We start from the raw sequence: 19,887 nt of genomic DNA on the forward strand, positions 1-19,887 counted from the left end.
GCGGCCCCCTGTTCTACTGACCCAGCCGCAGGCTGAACTGCAGCCCCTCCTCGGCGAGTTCCGCCAGCCACACCTCCGACCGCTCCGCCGTCTCCGCCGCCCTGTTCAGGCCCGCCGGCAGGCTTCCGTCCAGGATGTGGCGGACGCCGAGGGCGAGCGGGCGGGAGACGCAGCGGGCCATCGCCGATTCCTCGGTGTCGCCGACGAGGTCGAGGAGGTAGCTGCCGGTCCAGGTGCGGTGCGGTGCGGTCTCGACCTCCAGGGACACGGACAGCACCACGCGGTCGCGGTCCTCGTCCGTCGTCGGGTAGGTCGCCGCCAGCTCGCGGGCCAGGGCGGCGATGCGCTCGTCGTCGCCCGACCTCAGCTCCTCGAAGACCGGCTCCCACGCCTTCAGCCAGCCGTCAAGCCGCAGGGTGCCCCGTACGAAGGTGCGCGGGGTCCAGGCGGGCGGGAGCCCGTACTGGGTGATGAAAGGGATGCTGTCGCGGTTGGGGTAGGCCTCGAAGGTCTCCCCGTCGAGGACGTGCGGGCGGGTCGCCTCCCAGGGGCGGTCGGCCGTGGCTTCGGTGCCGTCCTCCAGATAACGGGCCGGTGAGCGCAGGGCGTTGAGGACGCCCAGGGGTGCCCAGCTGAAGCGGTAGCGGAAGTCGTTCGGGACCGCCGGGACGCCGCCGCAGTAGGAGGTGAGGCGGTAGGTCGCGGGCGTGTCCGCGCCGAGGTCCGTGCGCGCCCTGCCGATGAGGCTGTGGGCGAAGAGGTGGTCGATGCCCGGGTCGAGGCCCGCCTCGGTCAGCACGACCAGGCCGACTGCCGCTGCCGCCGGTACCTGGTCCAGGACCTCGGGTGAGACATAGCTGGAGCAGGCGAAGTGGGCCCGCGCGCCCACGCACGCGGACAGGAGCCCGGCGTGCTCGGGTGCGGGCAGCATCGATACGACGACGTCCCCGGGGGCCAGTTCGGCGGTGAGCGCGGGGAGCGTGAAGCCACGGGGTTCGGCGCGTCCGGTCAGGCCCAGGGCGGCAAGGGCTGCGGCCGCGCGTTCCTCGGTGCGGTGCCACAGCCGTACCCGCTCGGCCGTCGCGCAGAGTGCCGCCAGTCCGCTGCCGGTGGAGAGGCCCGCACCGACCCAGTGGACGGTTCCGGACGCCGGGACGCGGTCGGTCATTTCTCCAACTCCCCTTCTTCGATGCCTAGTTCATGGCAGGCCTGGTGGAATCGGTCGAGGCAGCGTGCCCACGGACCCGAGGTGCCGAAGTCGAGCAGCCGGGGCACCAGGGCCGCCGAGAAGTCGGTGCTGGACTCGCGGGGCAGCAGCGAGGGCAGGTTGTCGATGGCGATGAGGTCGAGCGGCGGCTCCTTGCACAGCCGGCGCACCGGTTCCGTCCAGTCGGTGGTGCGGTCGTAGACGGGCAGGACGTTCAGCGGGGAGCCGACGTCGCAGGTGACGTCGCACAGGGTGCGCAGGCGGCGCGACGGGGCGTCCAGGTCCGCCTCCCGAAGGAAGGGCGGGACCGGGGTGACGGCGAGGACGCAGTTCACCATCACATCGTGGTCGAGCAGGGCGGGCCGGTCCAGGTCGCGGGTCTCGGCCAGGTCCCAGCGGGTCGCGGCCACCCCCGCGGTGTCGAAGGCGGCCGTGGCGCCCCGGCCGCTGCGGCCGAGCGCGCCGATGACGAGAGCCGTGAACTCCTCCTCTCCCGGGGCCGGTTCGAGGGTGGCGTCCAGGTCCTCTTTGGTGGTGGGGCGCAGAGGTGCCGGCAGGCGGCCGCGGTGCTGGAGCACGGCGAGCGCCGCGCCCAGGTAGCCCGCCCAATAGCCGAAGGCGGCCAGCCTGCGGCCCTGGTCGTCCACCAGGTACTCCAGGTCCAGCAGCGCCCCTCCCCCGGCCGCGAACCGGCGCAACAGCTCGGCCGCGCCCGGCTGTTGCTTGTACGCGTGCCCGAAGAAGATGTGCCGGTGCGTCAACGCCGGTGGTTCGTCGGGGAGTTCCTTGAGGCCGAGGATCACGGCGTCCGCCGGCGCCGAGACCCATGAGCCCGTGGGGGCGCGGCGGCAGCCGGCCGCCTCGTACTCCTCGACGGGGAAGATCCGCTGCGGGGACTCCTCGACCGTCAGGTGCACCCCGCTCTCGGTCAGGCGGCGGGCGTCGGCGGGGACGATCGGCGTGCGCCGTTCGGTCGTACGGGCCTCGTGGCGCAGCCACAGGTGGAGCTCGCTCATACCAGGTTGGCCTCCGGGCGCGGGGCGTCGGCCGCGAACCGGCCGACGCTCAGGGGGCGGACGTCGAGGAAGGGCACGCGGCCCAGGTACAGGTCGCGGACGATCTCGCCCACGGCCGGTCCCTGCAGGAAGCCGTGGCCGGAGAAGCCGGTCGCATACAGAAAGCGGGATACCGACGACGCCTCGCCGATCAGGGCGTTGTGGTCGGGGGTGTTCTCGTACAGGCCCGCCCAGGTGGCGGTGCGGCGCAGGTCGAGCAGGGCGGGCGCCCGGTGCTGCATCGCCTCGCACAGCCGGGGGATCCAGCGGTCGTGGGTGTCGGTGGCGAAGCCCTCCTTCTCGTCCGGGTCGGACATGCCGAGCAGCAGCCCGGGGCCCTCGGCGTGGAAGTAGAGGCTGGTGGTGAAGTCGATCGTCATGGGCAGCGCCGGTGGCAGCCCGGGGACGGGTTCGGTGACCGCGATCTGGCGGCGCAGCGGCCGTACCTGCAGATCCACTCCCACCATCGCGCCGACCGCCTTCGACCAGGCGCCGGCCGCGCAGACAACCGTGTCGGCGGCGATGCGGCCGAGGGTGGTGCTGACGGCGGTGATGGTGTCGCCGTGCAGTTCGATGCCGGTCGCCTCGGTGTGGCGCAGGATGCGGGCGCCGTGGGCGCGGGCGGCGGCCGCGTAGCCGTGGACGACCGCCTCGGGGGTGCAGTGGCCGTCGTCCGGGGAGTAGGCGGCCGCCAGCAGCCCGTCGGTGGTGATCAGGGGCGAGAGGCGGCGGGCCTCCTGCGGGGTGAGCATGCGGCTGGGCACGCCGAGGGAGTTCTGCAGCCGTACGCTCGCCTGGAAGGAGGCGACCTCCTCGGGGGTGGACAGCAGAAACAGATAGCCGACCCGGTGCAGCCCGATGTCCTGGCCGATCTCCTCCTCGAACCGGCCGAAGGCCTCCAGGCTGCGCGCGCCGAGCTGGATGTTCAGCTCGTCGGAGAACTGGGCCCGCACCCCGCCCGCGGCCTTGGAGGTGGAGCCGGCGGCCAGTTCGTCGCGTTCGACCAGGACGACGTCCCGCACTCCGGCGCGCGCCAGGTGGTAGGCGATGCTCGTGCCCATCACCCCGCCGCCGATGATGACCACCCGGGCCTGAAGGTTCACGCGGCTGCCTCCTTCGCGGCGCGGATCACGGCCCAGGCCGCCGCGGCGTCCTGGATGCCGAGTCCGGTGCTGTTGTAGTAGACGATGTCCTGCGGTGCGGTGCGGGCGCCACGGCGTCCGGTGAGCACCGCGCCCAGCGGGATCAGGGCGTCGGGGGTGAGCAGGCCGTCGCGCAGGGCGTCCACGACCGGCCCGGCGTGCCCGGCCGCAGTACCAGCGTCGTCCACGACGACGGCCGCGGCACGTCGTACGACGTCGCGGTCGACCTCCCGGCGGGTGGGCTCGAAGGAGCCGATGCTGACCACCGTGCAGCCGGGTGCCAGCCAGGCGCCGCGCACCACGGGTGTCGTGCTGAGCGTGCAGGCGGCGACCACCGAGGCACCGGTCACGGCCTCCTCGGCGCTGTCCACGGCCCGGACGGGGACGCCGAGTTCGGCGGCGACGGTCCCTGCGGCGGCGGTGCGACGGCTCGGGGTCGGGCTCCACAGCCGTACCGCCGTCACCTCGCGGACCCGGGCGATCATGCGGGCGTGGGCGAGGGCCTGGGTGCCGGAGCCGAGCAGTGCCAGGTCCGCGGGCCCAGGCACGGCCAGGGCGTCCACGGCGACGGCGCTGCCCGCGGCCGTGCGCAGCGTGGTCACCGCCGTGCCGTCCAGGACGGCGACGAGCCGCCCGGTGTCGGGGTCGAGCGCGGTGACGACCGCGTGCACGGTGGGCAGCCCGGCCGCCGCGTTGCCCGGGTTGACGCTGCCGAACTTCGCCACCGCCCCGGTGTCCCGGGACAGCCGGGAGACATAGGCGAAGACCACGCTGTCGTCGAAGCGGCTCGGTTCCATGATCTTTGCGGGGAGATCGGCCTCGCCCGTGCCGAGCGCGGTGAAGGCCGCCCGCTGCGAGGCGATCGCCGCGTCCGCGCCGAGCAGTCGCGTCACCTCGGCGCCGGAGAGGAAGAGGACGTCGTCGTCGGTCACCCCCTGATCCTGTCCGGACGGCCGCCCGTCGAATCAGGAGCCGTGCGCGACCGCGTCCAGATGGGGCAGGATGTGGTCCATCCGCTCCCGCTTCGTCCGCAGATACGTGATGTTGCTCTCGCACGGCTCGATCAGCAGCGGCACCTGCTCGGCGACCTGGATGCCGTGCCGCACCAGCGCCTCCCGCTTGCGCGGGTTGTTCGACATCAGCCGCACCGAGCGCACCCCGAGGTCGTGCAGGATCTGCGCGGCGACACCGTAGTCACGGGCGTCGACCGGCAGGCCGAGCGCCAGGTTCGCCTCGACCGTGTCCAGGCCCTCCGCCTGCAGCGCCATCGCCCGCAGCTTCGCCAGCAGACCGATGCCGCGGCCCTCGTGCCCCCTCAAGTACACGACGACGCCGCTGCCTTCGGCGGCCACCGCACGCAGCGCCGCGGCCAGTTGGTCGCCGCACTCGCAGTGCTGAGAGCCGAACGCGTCGCCGGTCAGGCACTCCGAGTGCAGCCGCACCAGAACGTTCTCGGTGCCGATCTCCCCGTGCACCAGGGCGACTTGCTCGTCACCGCGGTCGTGGTCCAGGTAGCCGACCGCCTGGAATTTCCCGTACACGGTGGGCAGCGGGGCATTCACCACGCGTTCCGCGCCCGAACGCCGCGGGGACTTCTTGCCGAGGATGCCGATGTTTTCTGTCATGATCTGATTCCTAAGCAGAGACGAAAGGCCGGGAAAAGATGAGTGGTTCGGGCGCGCGTGCGGCGGCATACGGGGTGATGCCGGCGGACACCACGGAAGACGTACGGATGCGGGGGGCGGGCGTTTCAACACAGGTCGCCGTCCTTCCCGTCGGCAGCTTCGAACAGCACGGCCCCCACCTTCCGCTGGCGACCGACACGCTCGTCGCCTGTGCCGTGGCGCGGGAGATCGCCGCCGCGTACCCGGTGCACCTCCTTCCGCCGGTGACGGTCTCCTGTTCGCACGAGCACGCGGCCTGGCCGGGGACCGTCAGCATCTCCGCCGTGACCCTCCACGCGGTGGTGAGGGACATCGCGGCGTCGCTCGGCCGCTCCGGTGTCGACGCGCTCGTCGTGGTCAACGGGCACGGCGGCAACTACGTGCTGGGCAACGTGGTCCAGGAGGCCTCCGCGCGCGGCGAGAAGACGGCGCTGTTCCCGGCCGCCGAGGACTGGGAGGAGGCACGGCAGCGGGCGGGGGTGCACACCTCGCCGCTCACCGACATGCACGCGGGGGAAATCGAGACCTCCATTCTGCTGCATGCTCATCCCGAATTCGTCCGCCCTGGTTACGAGTCCGCCGATTTCACCGCTGACGACCGTCGTCATCTGCTCACCGTGGGAATGTCCGCCTATACCGAATCGGGCGTCATCGGCCGTCCTTCCCTGGGCTCCGCGGAAAAGGGGAAGGAACTGCTGGCGAGCCTGACGGAATCGTTCGGCGCGCTTTTCGCGCTGCTCACGTCCGCCGACGGCGCCGGGGAGGTACGGGGGTAGCCGCGCAGCCCCGCGTACCAGCGGGCGACGAGGACGACGGCGCCGGGCAGGCTCGCCACGAAGCTGAGCACGCCGTACACGACGGCCACGGCCACTCCGCTGCTCGCGCCGAGCCCGGCGGCGCCGAACGCCCAGGCGGTGACGCCCTCGCGGGGGCCGAAGCCGCCGACGTTCAGCGGCAGGCCCATGGCGACCAGGGCGAGGACCGCGAGCGGGAGCAGCACCGGCACGGAGGCGGCGGATCCGGCGACCCGGGCCGCCACGACGAACGTCGCGAGGTGCCCGGCGAGGATCACCGCCGAGGACAGCGCGACACCGGGCCCCGCCTGACGGGACAGCAGACCCTCCCGCACCTCGCCGAGGCCCCTGCGCAGGGCGCCGCCGCGGCGGGAGGCCGCACGGTTCATCCGGACGGCGAGGACGACGGCGAGCGCGCCCGCCACGGCGAGGACGGTCAGCGGGGCGAAGGTGCGGACGTCGTCCCGCACGGGCGAGGGCAGGGTCAGCAGCGCCGCCGCGCCGAACACGGTCAGCGCGACCTGCCCGGCGACCCGCTCCAGGACGACCGCCTTCACCCCGCGCCGGATGTCCCCGGCGCTCTGCCCGTGCCGGACCGCCCGGTGCACATCGCCCAGGACCCCGCCGGGCAGGGCCGCGTTCAGGAACAGCGCCCGGTAGTAGTCGGCCACCGCGGGCCCCAGCGGCAGCCGGATGCGCAGCCCCCGGGCCACCAACTGCCAGCGCCACGCGCTGAACACGGTGGTGACCACGCCGATGCCGAGGGCCGCCAGCAGCGTCACGGTGTCGATCCGCCGCAGCCCGTCGAGCAGCACACCCGTGCCCAGCCTCCAGAGCAGGGCGCCCAGGATGGCGACACCGGCGACGGTGCCGAAGTGGGTACGGACAGCGGGGGACTTGAGGCGGGAGAGGAAGCGGCGGGGGGGCTGCGCAGGCTCGGCGGCGGCTGCGCTCGTGTGCCTACGGGCATGCGCCACCGGTGGCGTACGGAGCGTCGCGCCGGCTCCCACCGCTTGGCCGCTCATGAGGTCCCGCCCGTCGGCCGGGGCAGGGCCAGCAGGTCGCTGTGGTGGATCACGACCGACAGTTCACCGGCCTCGCAGGCGGCCAAGCGCTCACGCAGGTAGCGCGCGGCGCGCTCGCGCAGTTCGGGCCGCTGCTGGACGGCCGCGCCCACCCAGCCGCGCAGCCACTGGGCGGTCAGCGCGGACTCCTCGGGGCCGAGCCGCCACGGGCTCGGGTTCACCCGAACCGTCGCCCCGCGCTCCGCGAACGCCTCGCAGGCCACGGTGACCGCGTCCGGGCCGAGCAGCCCGGTACGCCGCTGGTGGTCGTTGAACGCCTCGGTGATCTCCGGGTCCAGCGGGTGGGACGGGGTGAGTTCGACGCGTCCGGCGACCGACAGCGTGAGCAGGGCCGGGCAGCCCGCCCCGGCGCAGGCGGCGGCGAGGGTCCCGATCTCCTCCTGGGTGAGGACGTCCAGCAGCGCCGAGGCCGTCACCAGGCTCGCCCCGGTCAGCGCGTCCGGGGTGAGCCGGGCGACGTCACCGCGCCGCGTCTCGACCGAGACCCGGCTGCCGTCGGCGGCGGAGCGCGGGGAGGCCACGGCGGCGAAGTGCAGCAGGTACGGGTCACGGTCGTGCAGGATCCAGTGCTGGGCGCCGTCCAGGCGAGGCGCGAGCCAGCGGCCCATCGAGCCGGTGCCGCAGCCCAGGTCGTGCACGACCAGACTGTCCGACCGGCCCGGCAGATTGGCCAGCCGGATCCGCAACGGGTCGAGCAACTCCTCGGACCGCGCGGCGGCATCGGCCCCCTCCCGCAGCTGCAACCACTCGGGTGCGTACCGCGGCGGCTCCTCTCCCCCACCGTCCCGCAGCCGCACGGTGGCCCGCTCGCCGGGCCGGGCTATGGGGCCGGCGCCCGCGATCACGTCGACGGCGCCGTCGTTGTTTCGGGGCGCGTCGCCTATCGGTTGCTGCCCATGGACAACACCCAACGCCTGCACCTCACGGCCCTTGGATCCGGCACTCATCCCCTGCCCCTCACGGTCCTTGGCTTCCGCACCCAACGGCCGCGCCTCGCCGCCCCGGGATCCGGCACCCGTTGCCTGCACCTCGCCGCCCTCGGACTCGGCGCCCAACGGCTGCGTCTCGCCGTCCCGCCCGCCGTCGGCCCGTGCGAACTCGGCCTCGCTCGGCCCCGGCTGGGCCGGGATCGCCCCGCTCACGGTCCTGGTGTCGGTCATGCCGCCCTCCTCGGTGTCTCGGGGAGCCGGCCGAGGACTCCGGCCAGGCTGCGGGCGGTGGTCGCCCATCCGTCGAGGGCCGCGCGGCGGCTGCGGGCGGCGGCCTTCAGACGGCGGCGTACGTCGGGTTCGCCGAACCAGCCGCGCAGTTCGGCGGCGAGCGCGGCGGGGTCCTCCGGCGGGACGAGGATGCCGGGGACGCCGCCGTCGGGGGCGCGGCCGACCGCCTCGGGCACACCGCCGACGTCGGTCGCCAGCACCGGGATGCCGCGGGCGAGGGCCTCGGTGATCGCCATGCCGTACGTCTCGGCGTACGAGGTGAGGACCATCAGGTCGGCCGCCGCATAGGCGGCGTCGAGTGCGGCGCCGGCCTGCGGTCCCGCGAGCAGCAGCCGGTCCTGGAGCCCGTGCTGCCGGATCAGCTCGCGCAGGTGGGCGACGTACTCGGGGTCGTTGGTCAGCCCGCCCACGAACTCACAGCTCCACGGCAGCTCCCGCACCGCGGCCAGCGCCTCCACCAGCCGGTGCTGGCCCTTGCGCGGGGTGACCGCGGCGACGCAGAGCAGCCGGGTGACGCCGTCGGTGCCGGGCGCGAGGGGCGCGATGTCGGCGCCGGGGGCGGCGACGTGCACCCGGTCGGGGGCGAGGCCGTGGTGGGAGACGAGCCGGCGGACCGCCCAGTCGCTGGTGGCGATCACCGCGGGAACCGCCCGCAGCACCGCCCGCTCGCGGGCGTCCAGGTCGGCGGCCACGGCCGCGTCCAGGCCGGTCTCGTCGCCGAGGGGCAGGTGCACCAGCACCGCGAGCCGCAGGCGTTCGGCCTCGGGGACGACGACCTCCGGGACGCCGCAGGCGACCAGCCCGTCCAGCAGGACGACGGTGTCGTCCGGCAGGTCCCTCAGCGTACGGGCGAGCGCGTCACGCTCGGCCCGGGCGGGGCGCGGCCAGCTGCCGGGCACGGCGTGCCGTACGGCCTGCCAGCCGAAGCCCGGCAGGTCCAGGCAGACCCGGCGGTCGTAGGCGTTGCCGCCGCTCGGCGCGGCCGGGTCGTCGACTCCGCCCGGCATGACGAAGTGCACGGTGCGCAGGGACATGGGGATGATCCCGACGTTCTCGGCGACGGAGGCGGCGGTGGCCTGCGCGGGCACGTAGGCGAGCCGTTTCTTCTCGGTGTGCGCCACGGTCACATCGGTCACAGGGCACGCTCGTAACTCGCCCAGGCGATGTGCGACTCGTGCAGCGTGACGGTGATGCCCTTCAGACCCTTCGCGCCCTCGCCGAGCGCGCCCTTGTGGACGCGTTCGGCGAGCCGGTCGGCGATGACCTTGGCCAGGAACTCCGTGGACGTGTTGATCCCGGCGAACTCGGGCTCGTCGTCGAGGTTGCGGTAGTTCAGCTCGGCGACGACGGCGCCCAGTTCCTGCGTGGCCAGGCCGATGTCGACGACGATGTTGTCCTCGTCCAGCTGTTCGCGGCGGAAGGTGGCGTCCACGAGGAACGTGGCGCCGTGCAGGCGCTGCGCGGGTCCGAACACCTCGCCGCGGAAGCTGTGGGCGATCATGATGTGATCGCGGACGGTGATGCTGAACAACGGACGACCCTCCAGGTGCGGCGCGTCTGGTGCCCCCGGCGGCTCCCTGCCGGGGGTTGCCGTGTAGTACGGCTCTTCGCTTCCCCGTGTTCAGCCCCCTCTCACTCTTTTCTCAGGTCAGGCCGTTGCCGGTGTAGCTGATGCGGTGACACAGGGCGGGGATCTCGCCGGCGGCGAGGCGTGGCATCAGCTCCGGCAGCTCCTCGAAGGTGCTGTCGCCGGTGATGAGGGCGTCCAGGGCCGGGTCGGCGAGCAGGTCTAGGGCGAGCGCCATCCGTTCGGCGTAGCCGCGGCCGGCGCGTGCGGCCGGGGAAACGGTACCGACCTGGCTGCTGCGCACGGTGAGCCGGCGCGAGTGGAAGGCCTCGCCGAGCGGCAGGGCGACGCGCCGGTCGCCGTACCAGCTCAGTTCGACGACCGTGCCCTCGGCGGCGAGGAGTTCCAGGGAGCGGGTGAGGCCCTGTTCGGTGGCGCTGGCGTGGACGACGAGATCGCAGTCGCCGAGGGCGTCCTCGGGTGCGGCGAAGTCCACGCCGAGGGCCTCGGCGGTCCGCGCGCGGGCCGGGTCGGCGTCGACCAGCTGCAGCCGCAGGCCGGGGAAGCGGGCGAGCAGCGCGGCCACCGAGCAGCCGACCATGCCGCCGCCGACCACCGCGATCCGGTCGCCGATCAGGGGCGCCGCGTCCCACAGGGCGTTCACGGCGGTCTCCACGGTCCCCGCGAGCACGGCCCGCTCGGCGGGCACCCGCTCGGGTACGACGGTCACGGCGTTCACCGGAACGACGTAACGGCTCTGATGCGGATAGAGGCAGAAGACCGTGCGCCCGACGAGCGCCTGCGGGCCCTCCTCGACGACACCGACGCTGAGGTAGCCGTACTTCACCGGCCCGGGGAAGTCGCCCTCCTGGAACGGCGCCCGCATCACGGCGTGTTGGGACGCGGGGACCCCGCCGCGGAAGACCAGGGTCTCCGTGCCGCGGCTGACTCCGGAGTACAGCGCGCGGACCAGGACCTCGCCCTCGGCCGGCTCCGCGAGGGTGACGTCGCGGATCTCTCCGTGCCCCGGCGAGCGGAGCCAGAACGCGCGGGCCGAGTGGTTCATCGGCATCCTCCTGAACGATCGGGAAGTTGTTCACGTACCGAGAAGTGCACAGGCCGCGCACAGTACGCGGCGTTGATCGACTCTGTCACTCGGCCGGAGGAATGCGCGGTGGCCCTGAACAACACGTTTGACGCGAGGCTCCAGCAGGAGACCGCCGTGGGAGCGGGCGTGCAGATCCTGCTGCTGGCCCTGCTCGGCTCGGCGATCGGCCTGGGGCCGGCCGGCTGGCTGACGGGACTGACCTTCGCGTTCGCCACCTGGGCGGTCCTCTCCCGTGCCCTGCACCGCTCGCGGCTCAGCTCCTTCGGCCCCGCCAACCGGGTCACCCTCGGCCGGGCCACCCTGGTCGGCGGGGTGACCGCGCTGGTCGCGGACTCCTTCGAGAGTTCGCCACCGGTCACGCTGCTGGTCGGCCTGACGGCCGTGGCGCTGCTCCTGGACGGTGTGGACGGCAAGGTGGCGCGCCGCACCGGCACCTCCAGCGCGCTCGGCGCCCGCTTCGACATGGAGGTCGACGCGTTCCTGATCCTGGTGCTGAGCGTGTACGTGTCCATGCAGCTCGGCCCCTGGGTGCTGCTGATCGGCTCCATGCGCTACGGATTCGTCGCCGCGGCCCGCGTCGCCCCCTGGCTGAACGCCCCGCTGCCGCCGTCCTTCGCCCGCAAGACCGTCGCCGCGCTCCAGGGCATCTGCCTGCTCCTGGCGGGCGCCGAGCTGCTGCCGCACGCGGCCAACCTGGCCGTCGTCCTGCTGGCGCTGGGCTCGCTGGTGTGGTCGTTCGGGCGGGATGTGCTGTGGCTGTGGCGCACCTCCCGTACGGCGGTGGAGGAGGCACCGGTGGAGCCTCGGCTGCTGGAGCTGGCGGCGCGCTGAGAGGGCAGAGCGAAGGGCCCGGACCGGCTGCCGGTCCGGGCCCTTGGGCGTGGTGCGCGGTTACGACCTCGCCGACCGGCTTCGTACGAGGGCGAAGGCCGCCGCAGCCAGGCCCAGTACGCCGATCACCAGCCCGGCGATGCCCAGCCGGCGGGCCGTGGAGTCGCTCGCGTCCGACGCCTTGGCGGTAGCGGCAGCGCTGCTCTTGGCTGCCGCCGGGGTCTCCCCGCCGGCCGTGAGCTTGAGCACCGGCGCCGGGTTCTCCGGCTCGTCCCCGCCGCTCGGTTCCTCGATCCAGCGGGCGACCTTGCCGTCGGAGTAGGTCTGCAGCGTCTTGAACGTCAACTGGCCCGTGTCCTCGGGCAGTTGACCGAAGGCGACGTCGAAGTCCTCGTACTGTCCGGCGCCGATCTTCCCGCCGGTCCAGGTGATCGCGGAGACCGCGTCGGTGATGGTGCCGTCGTCGGTCTTGACCGGCTTCTTGAGCTTGGTGGTGGTCACCTTGGCGGTCCAGCCGTCCTGCGGGTGGACGAGGACGCCGAGGACGGGGTGGTCGGTGGGCAGGAAGATCTGCACCTTGGTGGTGGAGGCGGTGTCCTCCTCGTTGGGGACGCGGAAGGTCAGCACGCCGTCCGTGGCTCCCTTGGCGTAGCTGTCCGGGTGGACGGTGACGTGGGCGGAGGCGACGCCGGCCGCGGCGAGGAGTCCGGCGGTGGTCAAGGCGGCAACGGCCGTGGCGCGGCGCAGGGTTCGTGTCGTGGACATGGGTGAGTGGATCTCCGTACGAGTGACGTGTGTGGGTGGTCAGATCGAGTACGGGATCGGGGCCGGGGGTCCGCGACGGCTCACCGCGTGGCGCAGCAGGGGGCGGCAGGACGGCTCCTGGCCGACCGGGACGCGCAGGGTGCGCCCGTCCGGGACGGGCAGCGGGGCGTCCCGCCACCAGGCGGCGAGGCCCGGGACGAGCGCGACCGCGCGGCGCAGCAGCGACCACAGCGCGGCCTCGCCCCGCCTCAGCCACCAGGAGGCGACGAGGGCGGCGAGGAGGTGCGCGACGGTGGCGTGGGCCGTCGAGTGGGCGTGCATCGCCGCCATGGTGTGGTCCGGCATCGCGGCCATGGTGTGCGTCGGCACGGCTGCCCTGCGCAGGGTGTGCACGGGTCCCGGACCGGTGCCCCGGTGGGCCGCGCCGAAAGCGAGGTGCAGGCCCGCCTGGGTGAGGAGCATGGCCGCGCCGATGCCGGGCAGCGACCGCTCCCGTCCGGCGACCGCACCGCCGAGCGCGAAGACGGCGAGGAAGGCGGCGGCGTCGGTCCACAGCGGCGGCATGTCGCCCATGGCCAGGCCGTGCCCGGCGGCGGCGAGCAGCACGCACACCGCGGCGAACACCGCGGCGCGCAGGCTCCTCACTGCCGGCGACGCGCTCATGGTGAGGGATCCTCCCACGACCGGGTCATACGTCGTGCGCCGACGCCCTGTTCACGGACCGCTGCGAAGCCGTCGGTGAGTGCGGACGGGAATCAGCCCGCTCGGGTTCTCCTCCGTACGTCTTTTTCCGTGTACGCCCGGAGTCGTAGCAAGACCGCCCTGCAGAGGGATTCGCCCGCCACCGCAGACACGAAATGGTCTTTCGGTCCTGGAAGTTGACCGAAAGGAACGGCCATCGTGCGGATAGGACGCATGGCGCCCTTGCTCGCCGTGGGGATCACGGCAACGCTGGTCCCCGCCCTCGCCCCGACGCAGGCATCGGCGGCAGAACCGCTGAAGAGATTCGAGAACCAGAAGCCCGCGTGGCACCGTTGCGACGCCTCGCAGCCCGCTGCGTTCCAGTGCGCGACGATCAAGGTCCCGCTCGATTACAGCCGCCCCGACGCCAAGACGCTCAAGCTGGCCATCTCCCGCATGAAGACCAGTGTCCCCGGCCAGCGGCACGGCGCGATCCTCTTCAACCCCGGCGGTCCCGGCGGCGAGGGCCTGGACATGCCGGCTCTGATGAAGGACATGCTGCCCAAGAAGGTCCGGGAGCAGTACGACCTCATCGGGTTCGATCCGCGCGGCGTGGGGCGCAGCAGCCCGCTCACCTGCGGTCTCACGGGCACGGAGCAGAACACCGAACACCCCTACAGGCCGGAGACGTTCGGCAAGGACGTCAAGTGGGCCCGGACCGTCGCCGACAAGTGCCGTGCCAGGAACGGCGACAAGCTCGCGTACATCACCACCCGCAACACCGCCCGCGACATGGACGTCATCCGCGCCGTCCTGGGCGAGAAGAAGATCTCCTATCTGGGCTTCTCCTACGGCACGTACCTGGGCGCCGTCTACGCGCAGATGTTCCCCGGCCGGACCGACCGCTTCGTGCTGGACAGCTCGGTCGACCCCGCACGGGTCTGGCGCGGCATGATCCAGGTCTGGGCGGAGGGCACCGAGCCGGCGTTCACCCGCTGGACGAAGTGGACCGCGCAACGCCACCGCACCTACCAGCTCGGCGACACCCCGGCCAAGGTGAAGAAGACGTTCTGGGACCTGATCGCCCGGGCCGACCGCACTCCCATCGAGGACCGCGGCCAGAAGCTCACCGGGGACGACATCCGTGCCGCCCTGCGCGCCGCTTTCTTCAGCCCCAAGAGCGCGGCCGAGGCTGTCGTCGAGCTGAAGAAGGCCGCCGACGGCAGACCGGCTTCGGGCCACACCGCCGGGCCGGACGACGCGCAGGGACCGCGCCGCTTCGCGGCTCCCGCAGCGCAGCTGCCGGAGGACAACGGCTCCGTCATGTTCTGGACCGTGGTCTGCGGCGACACCGCGGCCTGGCCGCGCGACCCCGAGCAGTACCGGCGTGACGCGATCCGGGACAAGGCCAAGTACCCGCTGTACGGCGACTTCGGCTCGAACATCACGCCCTGCGCGTTCTGGGACAAGCCGGCCGAGCCCGTCACGAGGGTGGACACCAACGTCGGCCTGCTCACCGTCCAGAACCAGTGGGACTCCCAGACACCCCTGACCAGCGGCCTCGGCATGCACCACGCCCTGAAGGGCTCGCGCATGGTGTACGTCAAGGGCGGCGAGGGCCACGGCGTCTACTCCGGTGACCCGCGCTCGTGCGCCGACCGCGCCGTCAACGCCTACCTGAGCAATGGAAAGCTTCCGGCACAGGACGTCACCTGCCAGGCGTCCGGTCGCCCGAACCCGGGCGTGAACGGCATCGTCCCGACGCCGCCGCACGTGCCGGGAGCGCCCCGCTTCTGAGCCGTCCAGTCGGCGGCGCTGCGGTTGTGGTCGGCCGGGCCCCGCGTCAGCGAAGCAGGTGCTCGGCCACGGCCGTGTTGGTGACGATGCCGTGGAACAGGCCGGTCTTCAGCGCCGCCGAGGTGGCGTCGGCCCGTTCGGCACCGTCGGCGAGAAGGATCACGTCGGGGATGCGGCGCAGTTCCTCGAAGCTGATGGCGATGATGCGCTCGGTGAGTTCCGGGGCGACGGGATGCCCGTCTGCGTCCAGCAGTTGGCCTGCGACTTCGGCGCATGCTCCGTGAAGTCGGTACCGTTCGCGTTCGGTGCCGCTGAGTGCGTCGTAGATGGTCGACAGCCCCGGCCCCCATGCGCCCACGGTGATGATCGCTTTGGTGACGTGCCGGAACCGGCTCACCGCTTCGGCGATGCCTGGCTGCCGGCGCAACGTCCGGGCTGTCGCACCGTCAGGGAGGATCAGCGGCGCGTAGATCGGATACACGGGGCCTCGCGCGATGGAGGCGGCTCGCCGTACGGCTTCCACGGCGTTGGCGTCCACGGGCCGCAGTGGGCTCACCCCGCACAGTTGCACCACGGTGCACCGGGCCAGTGCGGTCAGTTCCGTGCCGAGTGCCTCGATCTCGGGGCCCCAGATCAGTCCGAGGACATCGGTGTCCGTGACGATCTCGGCGAGCAGGCTCGCCGCGACCGCGCCCAGGCGGTGGGTGACCAGCGCCGCGCCCCCGGGGTCCTGCTCCGTGGAGGTGAAGACGACGCTGTGGCGGAGGCCGTACCGGGTGCGGAGGGCGTCGGAGCATTCGGCGTCCAGTTCGGCGGGCAGGCGGATTTCGAGTCGGATCATGCCCTCGTGCAGGGCGGTCTCCAGCATGCGCGCCACCTTGAAGCGGCTGACGCCGAACTCCTCCGCAATCTCGATCTTCGACTTTCCTTCGAGGTAGAAACGACGGGCCATGGCCGCGGCCTGGATCATCTCCTCCGGGCCCGAATGGTGCGGGGGTCTGCCGGCTCGCAGCCGCTGCTGAGTGCTCATGGGATCGTCCACCACCCGTTCTTCGCGGCCGTTTTTCGGACCGTGTCAGCCGGGGACGGCAGCGGCCGCCCGCGGTAGGCACGCACGGACCCACTTTCCGCCTCCGGGCGCCCACCCTGAAGTCCAGGACCCGGCGAGCGCGGTGATGATCGCGAGCCCGCGCCCGCAGTCGTCGTCGCTTCCGGCCGAGCGTTGGACGGGCAGGTCCGCGGATCCGTCATGTACTTCGGTGTGGAGTACGTCGGGTCGCAGTCCCAGCCTGAGTGTGATCGACGATTCCGGTCGACCATGGCAGACCGCGTTCGTGACCAGCTCACAGACGACCAGGACGGCCGCGTCGACAAGTTCCTCGGCCGCTCCCCAGCGGTGCAGAAACTTCCTGGTGAAGGCGCGCGCCTGCCGGGGCGCAGTCAGGGCGGCCCGCAGTTCTACGGAGGCGGAAGCGACTTCGACGTCGGTGCGCGGAACGTCGCATTGGGCCACAGTGTCCATGGCTTTCTTCCGGCCCTTCAGAAGATTCAGGATCGATCCCCGAGCTGCTTTTTTGCTCAATTGAGCTAATAGATCTCATCTGTCGCTTATGCCTTCCATTAAAGAAGAGGGACAAGCCGAGATCAATGCGATGGCCGAGATCATTTAAAATAAGAGCACATAGCGCTCATCAGAGCGAAAAGTCACTGATGACCGGCTGGTCACCGGGCGGCCAACTCCCGTAGGCGGAAGGGATGTGGGCGCGGTCGCCGTATCCCGCCCGCCGCGGTCACGGCGAGAGCGCCGAGGACGGCGAGGACGGCGGCGGGGGCGAGGACCGCCCAGGGGGCGCGCTCGGCGTAGGGCTGGTTCTCGGCGAGCAGCCGGCCCCATTCGGTGGACGGGGGCTGTGCGCCGAGGCCGAGGAAGCCGAGCGAGGCGAGAGCGAGGGCGATGCCGGGCAGCCGCAGCAGGGCGTGCCGGGTGACGGGCGGCAGGACGGCGGGCAGGAGTTCGCGGCACAGCAGGTACCAGCGGCCGGCGCCCAGGGCGCGGGTCGCGGTCAGGTGCAGGGTGGCGCGTTCCTGCCGCAGCAGCGCGGAGGTGTGGGCGGCCAGAGGCGCCTAGGACACGGCGGCGACGGCGAGGGCGGGGGTGGCCGGTCCGCCGCCGGCGACGGCGGTGACCAGGAGCGCGGCGAGGACGGGCGGCACGGCGTTGACGGTGTCGACGAGCGGCCCGGACAGCCGGGGCAGCAGGCCGAGCAGTACGCCGGTGAGCAGGGCCAACGCGCTCAGGGTCAGGGCGAGCAGCAGGGTGTCGAGGGCACCGTGGCCGATCCGGGCGAGCAGGTCGCGGCCGAGCGCGTCGGTGCCGAACGGGTGGGCGGCGGACGGGGGTTGAAGACGGGCGCCGGTGTCCAGGCCGAGGGGGTCGAGGGCAGGCCGGCGGCCAGGACGGCGAGCAGCGCGGCACCGAGGAGGAGCGGTACGGCCGGCCGGGCGGGCGGTGCGGGCCGGTGCAGCGCGGGCAGCGCGCCGTCGCGCAGGGCGGGCCCGGTGAGCAGGCGTACGGCGAACCGGGCGCCGGCGGCGGCCGCGGCGGCCAGCAGGACCAGGGCGAGCGTGCCGGTCTGCAGGACGGGCAGGTCCTGGGCGAGGGCCGCCTGGAGGGTGGTGCGGCCGAGCCCGGGGACGTCGAAGATCTGCTCCACGGTGACGGCCCCGCCGGTCATGCCGACGACGAACAGGGCTGTGTCGGGCAGCAGTCCGGGCAGGCAGCGCCGTACCGCCTGCCACGCGATGCGCCGGCGGGACGGACCGCGCGCGGCGGCGGCCCGCGCCCAGGGTTCGGCGAAGGCTCCGGGCAGCTGGTCGTCGAGGAGCCGGCCGAGGACCGCCCCGGCCGGCAGTCCGAGCGCGAGCGCCGGCAGGAGGGTGTCCCGGGGGCCGTACCAGCCGAGGGCGGGCAGCCACCCCAGGTGCACCCCGACGACGGTGGCCAGCACGGACGCGGTGAGGAACTCGGGCAGTGCGGCGAGCACGGCGGACCCGGTCCCGCCGGATCGCGCCCGCCCACCCCCGTACAGGTGCGGGCGCACACGACCGCGGCGGTGCACGCGGCGACGAGGAGGGCGACCGCCATGAGCAGCAGCGAGGCGCCGAGCGCCTGCAGCACGGCCGGGCCGACCTCGGCACCGGAGATCCAGGACCGCCCGGCGTCCCCGCGCGCCAGTCCGCCGAGCCACCGCCCGACCAGCGTCAAGGGCCCGTGGTCCAGGCCGAGTTGGTCACGGATGGCGGCGAGCACCTCGGGCGCGGGGTCCCGGTCCTGGGCGCGCGCCTTGAGGACGGTGTCCCAGGAGACGGCGGCCGCCGCGGCACGGGCGGGAGCGGGCCGGAGGCCGGCAGGTCCGCGGCGGACAGGGCGGCGAGCAGGGTGCGCGGGATACGGGATGGCATGCAGCTCTCCTCACAGGACTGGGATGAATGGCGCGTGCATGACAGTCCGGAACAGGCAATGAGATACGGGCCGGTGGGCGCGGGCTGCCTCATCCGCACCCACCGGCCGTCCGGGCCCCGGCTCAGGCGGCCCGGCGGGCCTGGCCGCGGTGGTCGCGGACGATGTCCGCGTACCGGTGTCCGCTGCCCTTGATCGTGCGCACCTGGGTGCCGTAGTCGACATGGACGAGGCCGAAGCGCTTGGCGTAGCCGTACGCCCACTCGAAGTTGTCCAGCAGCGACCAGGCGAAGTAGCCGGCGAGCGGCGCGCCCCTGCGGGCCGCCGAGGCGCAGGCGGCGAGGTGCTGCTCCAGGTAGTCCTGGCGCTCGGGGTCGTCGACGGTGCCGTAGGGGTGGACCACGTCCGGGAAGGCCGAGCCGTTCTCGGTGACGTAGATCTTCCGTGCGCCGTACTCCTCCGTCAGGCGCAGCAGCAGGGTCTCGATGCCGCTCGCGTCGATCTCCCAGTCCATGCCGGTGCGCGGGACGTCCGGGCGGCGCACGGAACGGACGCGGGGGGCGGGTCCGTCGGGGTCGTCGGCGACGTACGCCGGGAAGTAGTAGTTCAGGCCGAGCCAGTCCAGCGGGGCTGTGATGGTCTCCGAATCCCCTGGCTGCTCGGGGAGTTCGACGCCGTACGTCTCGACCATGTCGGCGGGGAAGCCGCGGCCGTGCACCGGGTCGAGCCACCAGCGGTTGACATGGCCGTCGTGACGGCGGGCGGCCGCCTGGTCCTCGGGGCGGTCGGTGGCGGCGTACACGGTGGAGAGGTTGTTGACGAGGCCGACCTCGGCGCCCGGGGCGGCGGCGCGGATCGCGTGCGTGGCGAGGCCGTGGCCGAGGAGCAGGTGGTAGGAGGCGCGTACGGCGGCGGTCAGATCGGTCCAGCCGGGGGCCATCGTGCCCTCCAGATGGCCGATCCAGGCCGAGCAGGAGGGTTCGTTGAGGGTCGCCCAGAGCTTGACGCGGTCGCCGAGGCGTTCGGCGACGGTCGAGGCGTAGTCGGCGAACGCGAGGGCGGTCGCCCGCTCCGGCCAGCCGCCGCGGTCCTGGAGCGCCTGCGGCAGGTCCCAGTGGTAGAGGGTGACGGACGGGGTGATGCCGGCCTCCAGCAGGGCGTCGACCAGCTGGTCGTAGAAGGCCAGGCCCTTGGGGTTCACCGGTCCGTCCCCGCCGGGGAGCACGCGCGGCCAGGCGACGGACAACCGGTAGGCGTTGACGCCGAGTTGCCGCATCAGGCCGATGTCCTCGCGCCAGCGGTGGTAGTGGTCGCAGGCGACGTCGCCGTTGTCGTCGTTCGCGATCTTCCCCGGGATGTGCGAGAAGGTGTCCCAGATCGACGGTGAACGGCCGTCCTCGGCGACGGCCCCTTCGATCTGGTACGCCGCTGTCGCCGTGCCCCACAGGAAGTCGTGCGGGAGTGCGGCCAGGTCGATGCGTTCGGACACGGAAGTCCCTTCGGAGTACAGG

17 protein-coding genes and 2 pseudogenes are annotated in these 19,887 nt (G+C 72.9%); 3 read left to right on the forward strand and 16 right to left on the reverse strand.

Annotation, left to right across the window (positions count from 1 at the left end; translation table 11 throughout):
* Positions 1 to 13 precede the first annotated feature (13 nt).
* From ACZ5DS_RS10495 to ribA, 5 genes are read right to left on the reverse strand one after another with little or no spacing between them, the layout of a single operon-like run.
* Positions 14 to 1,168 carry a saccharopine dehydrogenase family protein gene (locus tag ACZ5DS_RS10495; protein WP_468235791.1) on the reverse strand — a complete coding sequence of 385 codons (1,155 nt, stop codon included), beginning with the start codon at positions 1,166 to 1,168 and terminating at the stop codon, positions 14 to 16.
* The gene (locus ACZ5DS_RS10500) at positions 1,165 to 2,223 is read right to left on the reverse strand and encodes a saccharopine dehydrogenase (protein ID WP_468235793.1); all 1,059 of its coding nucleotides are present in this window, start codon (positions 2,221 to 2,223) and stop codon (positions 1,165 to 1,167) included. The genes ACZ5DS_RS10495 and ACZ5DS_RS10500 overlap by 4 nt, the downstream gene beginning before the upstream one ends.
* Complete coding sequence (locus ACZ5DS_RS10505) at positions 2,220 to 3,365, reverse strand: NAD(P)/FAD-dependent oxidoreductase (RefSeq protein WP_468235796.1); 1,146 nt, start codon at positions 3,363 to 3,365, stop codon at positions 2,220 to 2,222. The genes ACZ5DS_RS10500 and ACZ5DS_RS10505 overlap by 4 nt, the downstream gene beginning before the upstream one ends.
* The gene (locus ACZ5DS_RS10510) at positions 3,362 to 4,336 is read right to left on the reverse strand and encodes an ornithine cyclodeaminase family protein (protein WP_468235799.1); all 975 of its coding nucleotides are present in this window, start codon (positions 4,334 to 4,336) and stop codon (positions 3,362 to 3,364) included. The genes ACZ5DS_RS10505 and ACZ5DS_RS10510 overlap by 4 nt, the downstream gene beginning before the upstream one ends.
* A 33-nt stretch (positions 4,337 to 4,369) precedes the next feature.
* Positions 4,370 to 5,029: a GTP cyclohydrolase II gene (gene ribA, locus ACZ5DS_RS10515; protein WP_468235802.1), complete on the reverse strand. Its 660-nt coding sequence runs from the start codon at positions 5,027 to 5,029 to the stop codon at positions 4,370 to 4,372.
* Positions 5,030 to 5,067: 38 nt separating this feature from the next.
* Here ribA and ACZ5DS_RS10520 point away from each other — a divergent pair, with 38 nt between their 5' ends.
* Positions 5,068 to 5,844: a creatininase family protein gene (locus ACZ5DS_RS10520; protein WP_468235805.1), complete on the forward strand. Its 777-nt coding sequence runs from the start codon at positions 5,068 to 5,070 to the stop codon at positions 5,842 to 5,844.
* A gap of 53 nt (positions 5,845 to 5,897) precedes the next feature.
* Here ACZ5DS_RS10520 and ACZ5DS_RS10525 read toward each other — a convergent pair.
* The 5 genes and pseudogenes from ACZ5DS_RS10525 to ACZ5DS_RS10545 all read right to left on the reverse strand — a co-directional run.
* Positions 5,898 to 6,887, reverse strand: a pseudogene (locus tag ACZ5DS_RS10525) (lysylphosphatidylglycerol synthase transmembrane domain-containing protein); the annotation flags it as partial.
* Positions 6,884 to 7,894 carry a class I SAM-dependent methyltransferase gene (locus tag ACZ5DS_RS10530; protein WP_468236409.1) on the reverse strand — a complete coding sequence of 337 codons (1,011 nt, stop codon included), beginning with the start codon at positions 7,892 to 7,894 and terminating at the stop codon, positions 6,884 to 6,886. The gene ACZ5DS_RS10530 and the pseudogene ACZ5DS_RS10525, both read right to left, overlap by 4 nt.
* A 209-nt stretch (positions 7,895 to 8,103) precedes the next feature.
* The gene (locus ACZ5DS_RS10535; RefSeq protein ID WP_468235807.1) at positions 8,104 to 9,303 is read right to left on the reverse strand and encodes a glycosyltransferase family 4 protein; all 1,200 of its coding nucleotides are present in this window, start codon (positions 9,301 to 9,303) and stop codon (positions 8,104 to 8,106) included.
* Complete coding sequence (locus ACZ5DS_RS10540) at positions 9,300 to 9,698, reverse strand: 6-pyruvoyl trahydropterin synthase family protein (RefSeq protein ID WP_468235810.1); 399 nt, start codon at positions 9,696 to 9,698, stop codon at positions 9,300 to 9,302. The genes ACZ5DS_RS10535 and ACZ5DS_RS10540 overlap by 4 nt, the downstream gene beginning before the upstream one ends.
* Positions 9,699 to 9,810: 112 nt before the next feature.
* Positions 9,811 to 10,800: a zinc-dependent alcohol dehydrogenase gene (locus tag ACZ5DS_RS10545; protein WP_468235813.1), complete on the reverse strand. Its 990-nt coding sequence runs from the start codon at positions 10,798 to 10,800 to the stop codon at positions 9,811 to 9,813.
* A gap of 108 nt (positions 10,801 to 10,908) precedes the next feature.
* On the opposite strand from ACZ5DS_RS10545, the gene ACZ5DS_RS10550 reads away from it, so the two are divergent.
* The gene (locus ACZ5DS_RS10550; protein ID WP_468235816.1) at positions 10,909 to 11,673 is read left to right on the forward strand and encodes a CDP-alcohol phosphatidyltransferase family protein; all 765 of its coding nucleotides are present in this window, start codon (positions 10,909 to 10,911) and stop codon (positions 11,671 to 11,673) included.
* A gap of 60 nt (positions 11,674 to 11,733) precedes the next feature.
* On the opposite strand, the gene ACZ5DS_RS10555 is transcribed toward ACZ5DS_RS10550, so the two are convergent.
* Together ACZ5DS_RS10555 and ACZ5DS_RS10560 are read right to left on the reverse strand one after the other, a co-directional pair.
* The gene (locus tag ACZ5DS_RS10555; RefSeq protein ID WP_468235819.1) at positions 11,734 to 12,438 is read right to left on the reverse strand and encodes a YcnI family copper-binding membrane protein; all 705 of its coding nucleotides are present in this window, start codon (positions 12,436 to 12,438) and stop codon (positions 11,734 to 11,736) included.
* 39 nt (positions 12,439 to 12,477) lie between these two features.
* Positions 12,478 to 13,101, reverse strand: a complete 624-nt coding sequence (locus ACZ5DS_RS10560; RefSeq protein ID WP_468235821.1) for a hypothetical protein — start codon at positions 13,099 to 13,101, stop codon at positions 12,478 to 12,480.
* Between the two features lie 237 nt (positions 13,102 to 13,338).
* Here ACZ5DS_RS10560 and ACZ5DS_RS10565 point away from each other — a divergent pair, with 237 nt between their 5' ends.
* Positions 13,339 to 14,916 carry an alpha/beta hydrolase gene (locus ACZ5DS_RS10565; RefSeq protein ID WP_468235824.1) on the forward strand — a complete coding sequence of 526 codons (1,578 nt, stop codon included), beginning with the start codon at positions 13,339 to 13,341 and terminating at the stop codon, positions 14,914 to 14,916.
* 46 nt (positions 14,917 to 14,962) lie between these two features.
* On the opposite strand, the gene ACZ5DS_RS10570 is transcribed toward ACZ5DS_RS10565, so the two are convergent.
* The 4 genes and pseudogenes from ACZ5DS_RS10570 to ACZ5DS_RS10585 all read right to left on the reverse strand — a co-directional run bounded on the left by ACZ5DS_RS10570 (position 14,963) and on the right by ACZ5DS_RS10585 (position 19,865).
* Entirely contained in the window at positions 14,963 to 15,946 is a 984-nt protein-coding gene (locus ACZ5DS_RS10570) for a sugar-binding transcriptional regulator (RefSeq protein WP_468235827.1), read from the reverse strand.
* 45 nt (positions 15,947 to 15,991) lie between these two features.
* Complete coding sequence (locus ACZ5DS_RS10575; RefSeq protein ID WP_468236412.1) at positions 15,992 to 16,438, reverse strand: ATP-binding protein; 447 nt, start codon at positions 16,436 to 16,438, stop codon at positions 15,992 to 15,994.
* 200 nt (positions 16,439 to 16,638) lie between these two features.
* A pseudogene (locus ACZ5DS_RS10580) lies at positions 16,639 to 18,226 on the reverse strand (ABC transporter permease subunit).
* Between the two features lie 274 nt (positions 18,227 to 18,500).
* The gene (locus ACZ5DS_RS10585) at positions 18,501 to 19,865 is read right to left on the reverse strand and encodes a GH1 family beta-glucosidase (RefSeq protein WP_468235830.1); all 1,365 of its coding nucleotides are present in this window, start codon (positions 19,863 to 19,865) and stop codon (positions 18,501 to 18,503) included.
* Positions 19,866 to 19,887: the final 22 nt, after the last annotated feature.

Source organism: Streptomyces sp. NPDC031100, assembly GCF_055570785.1.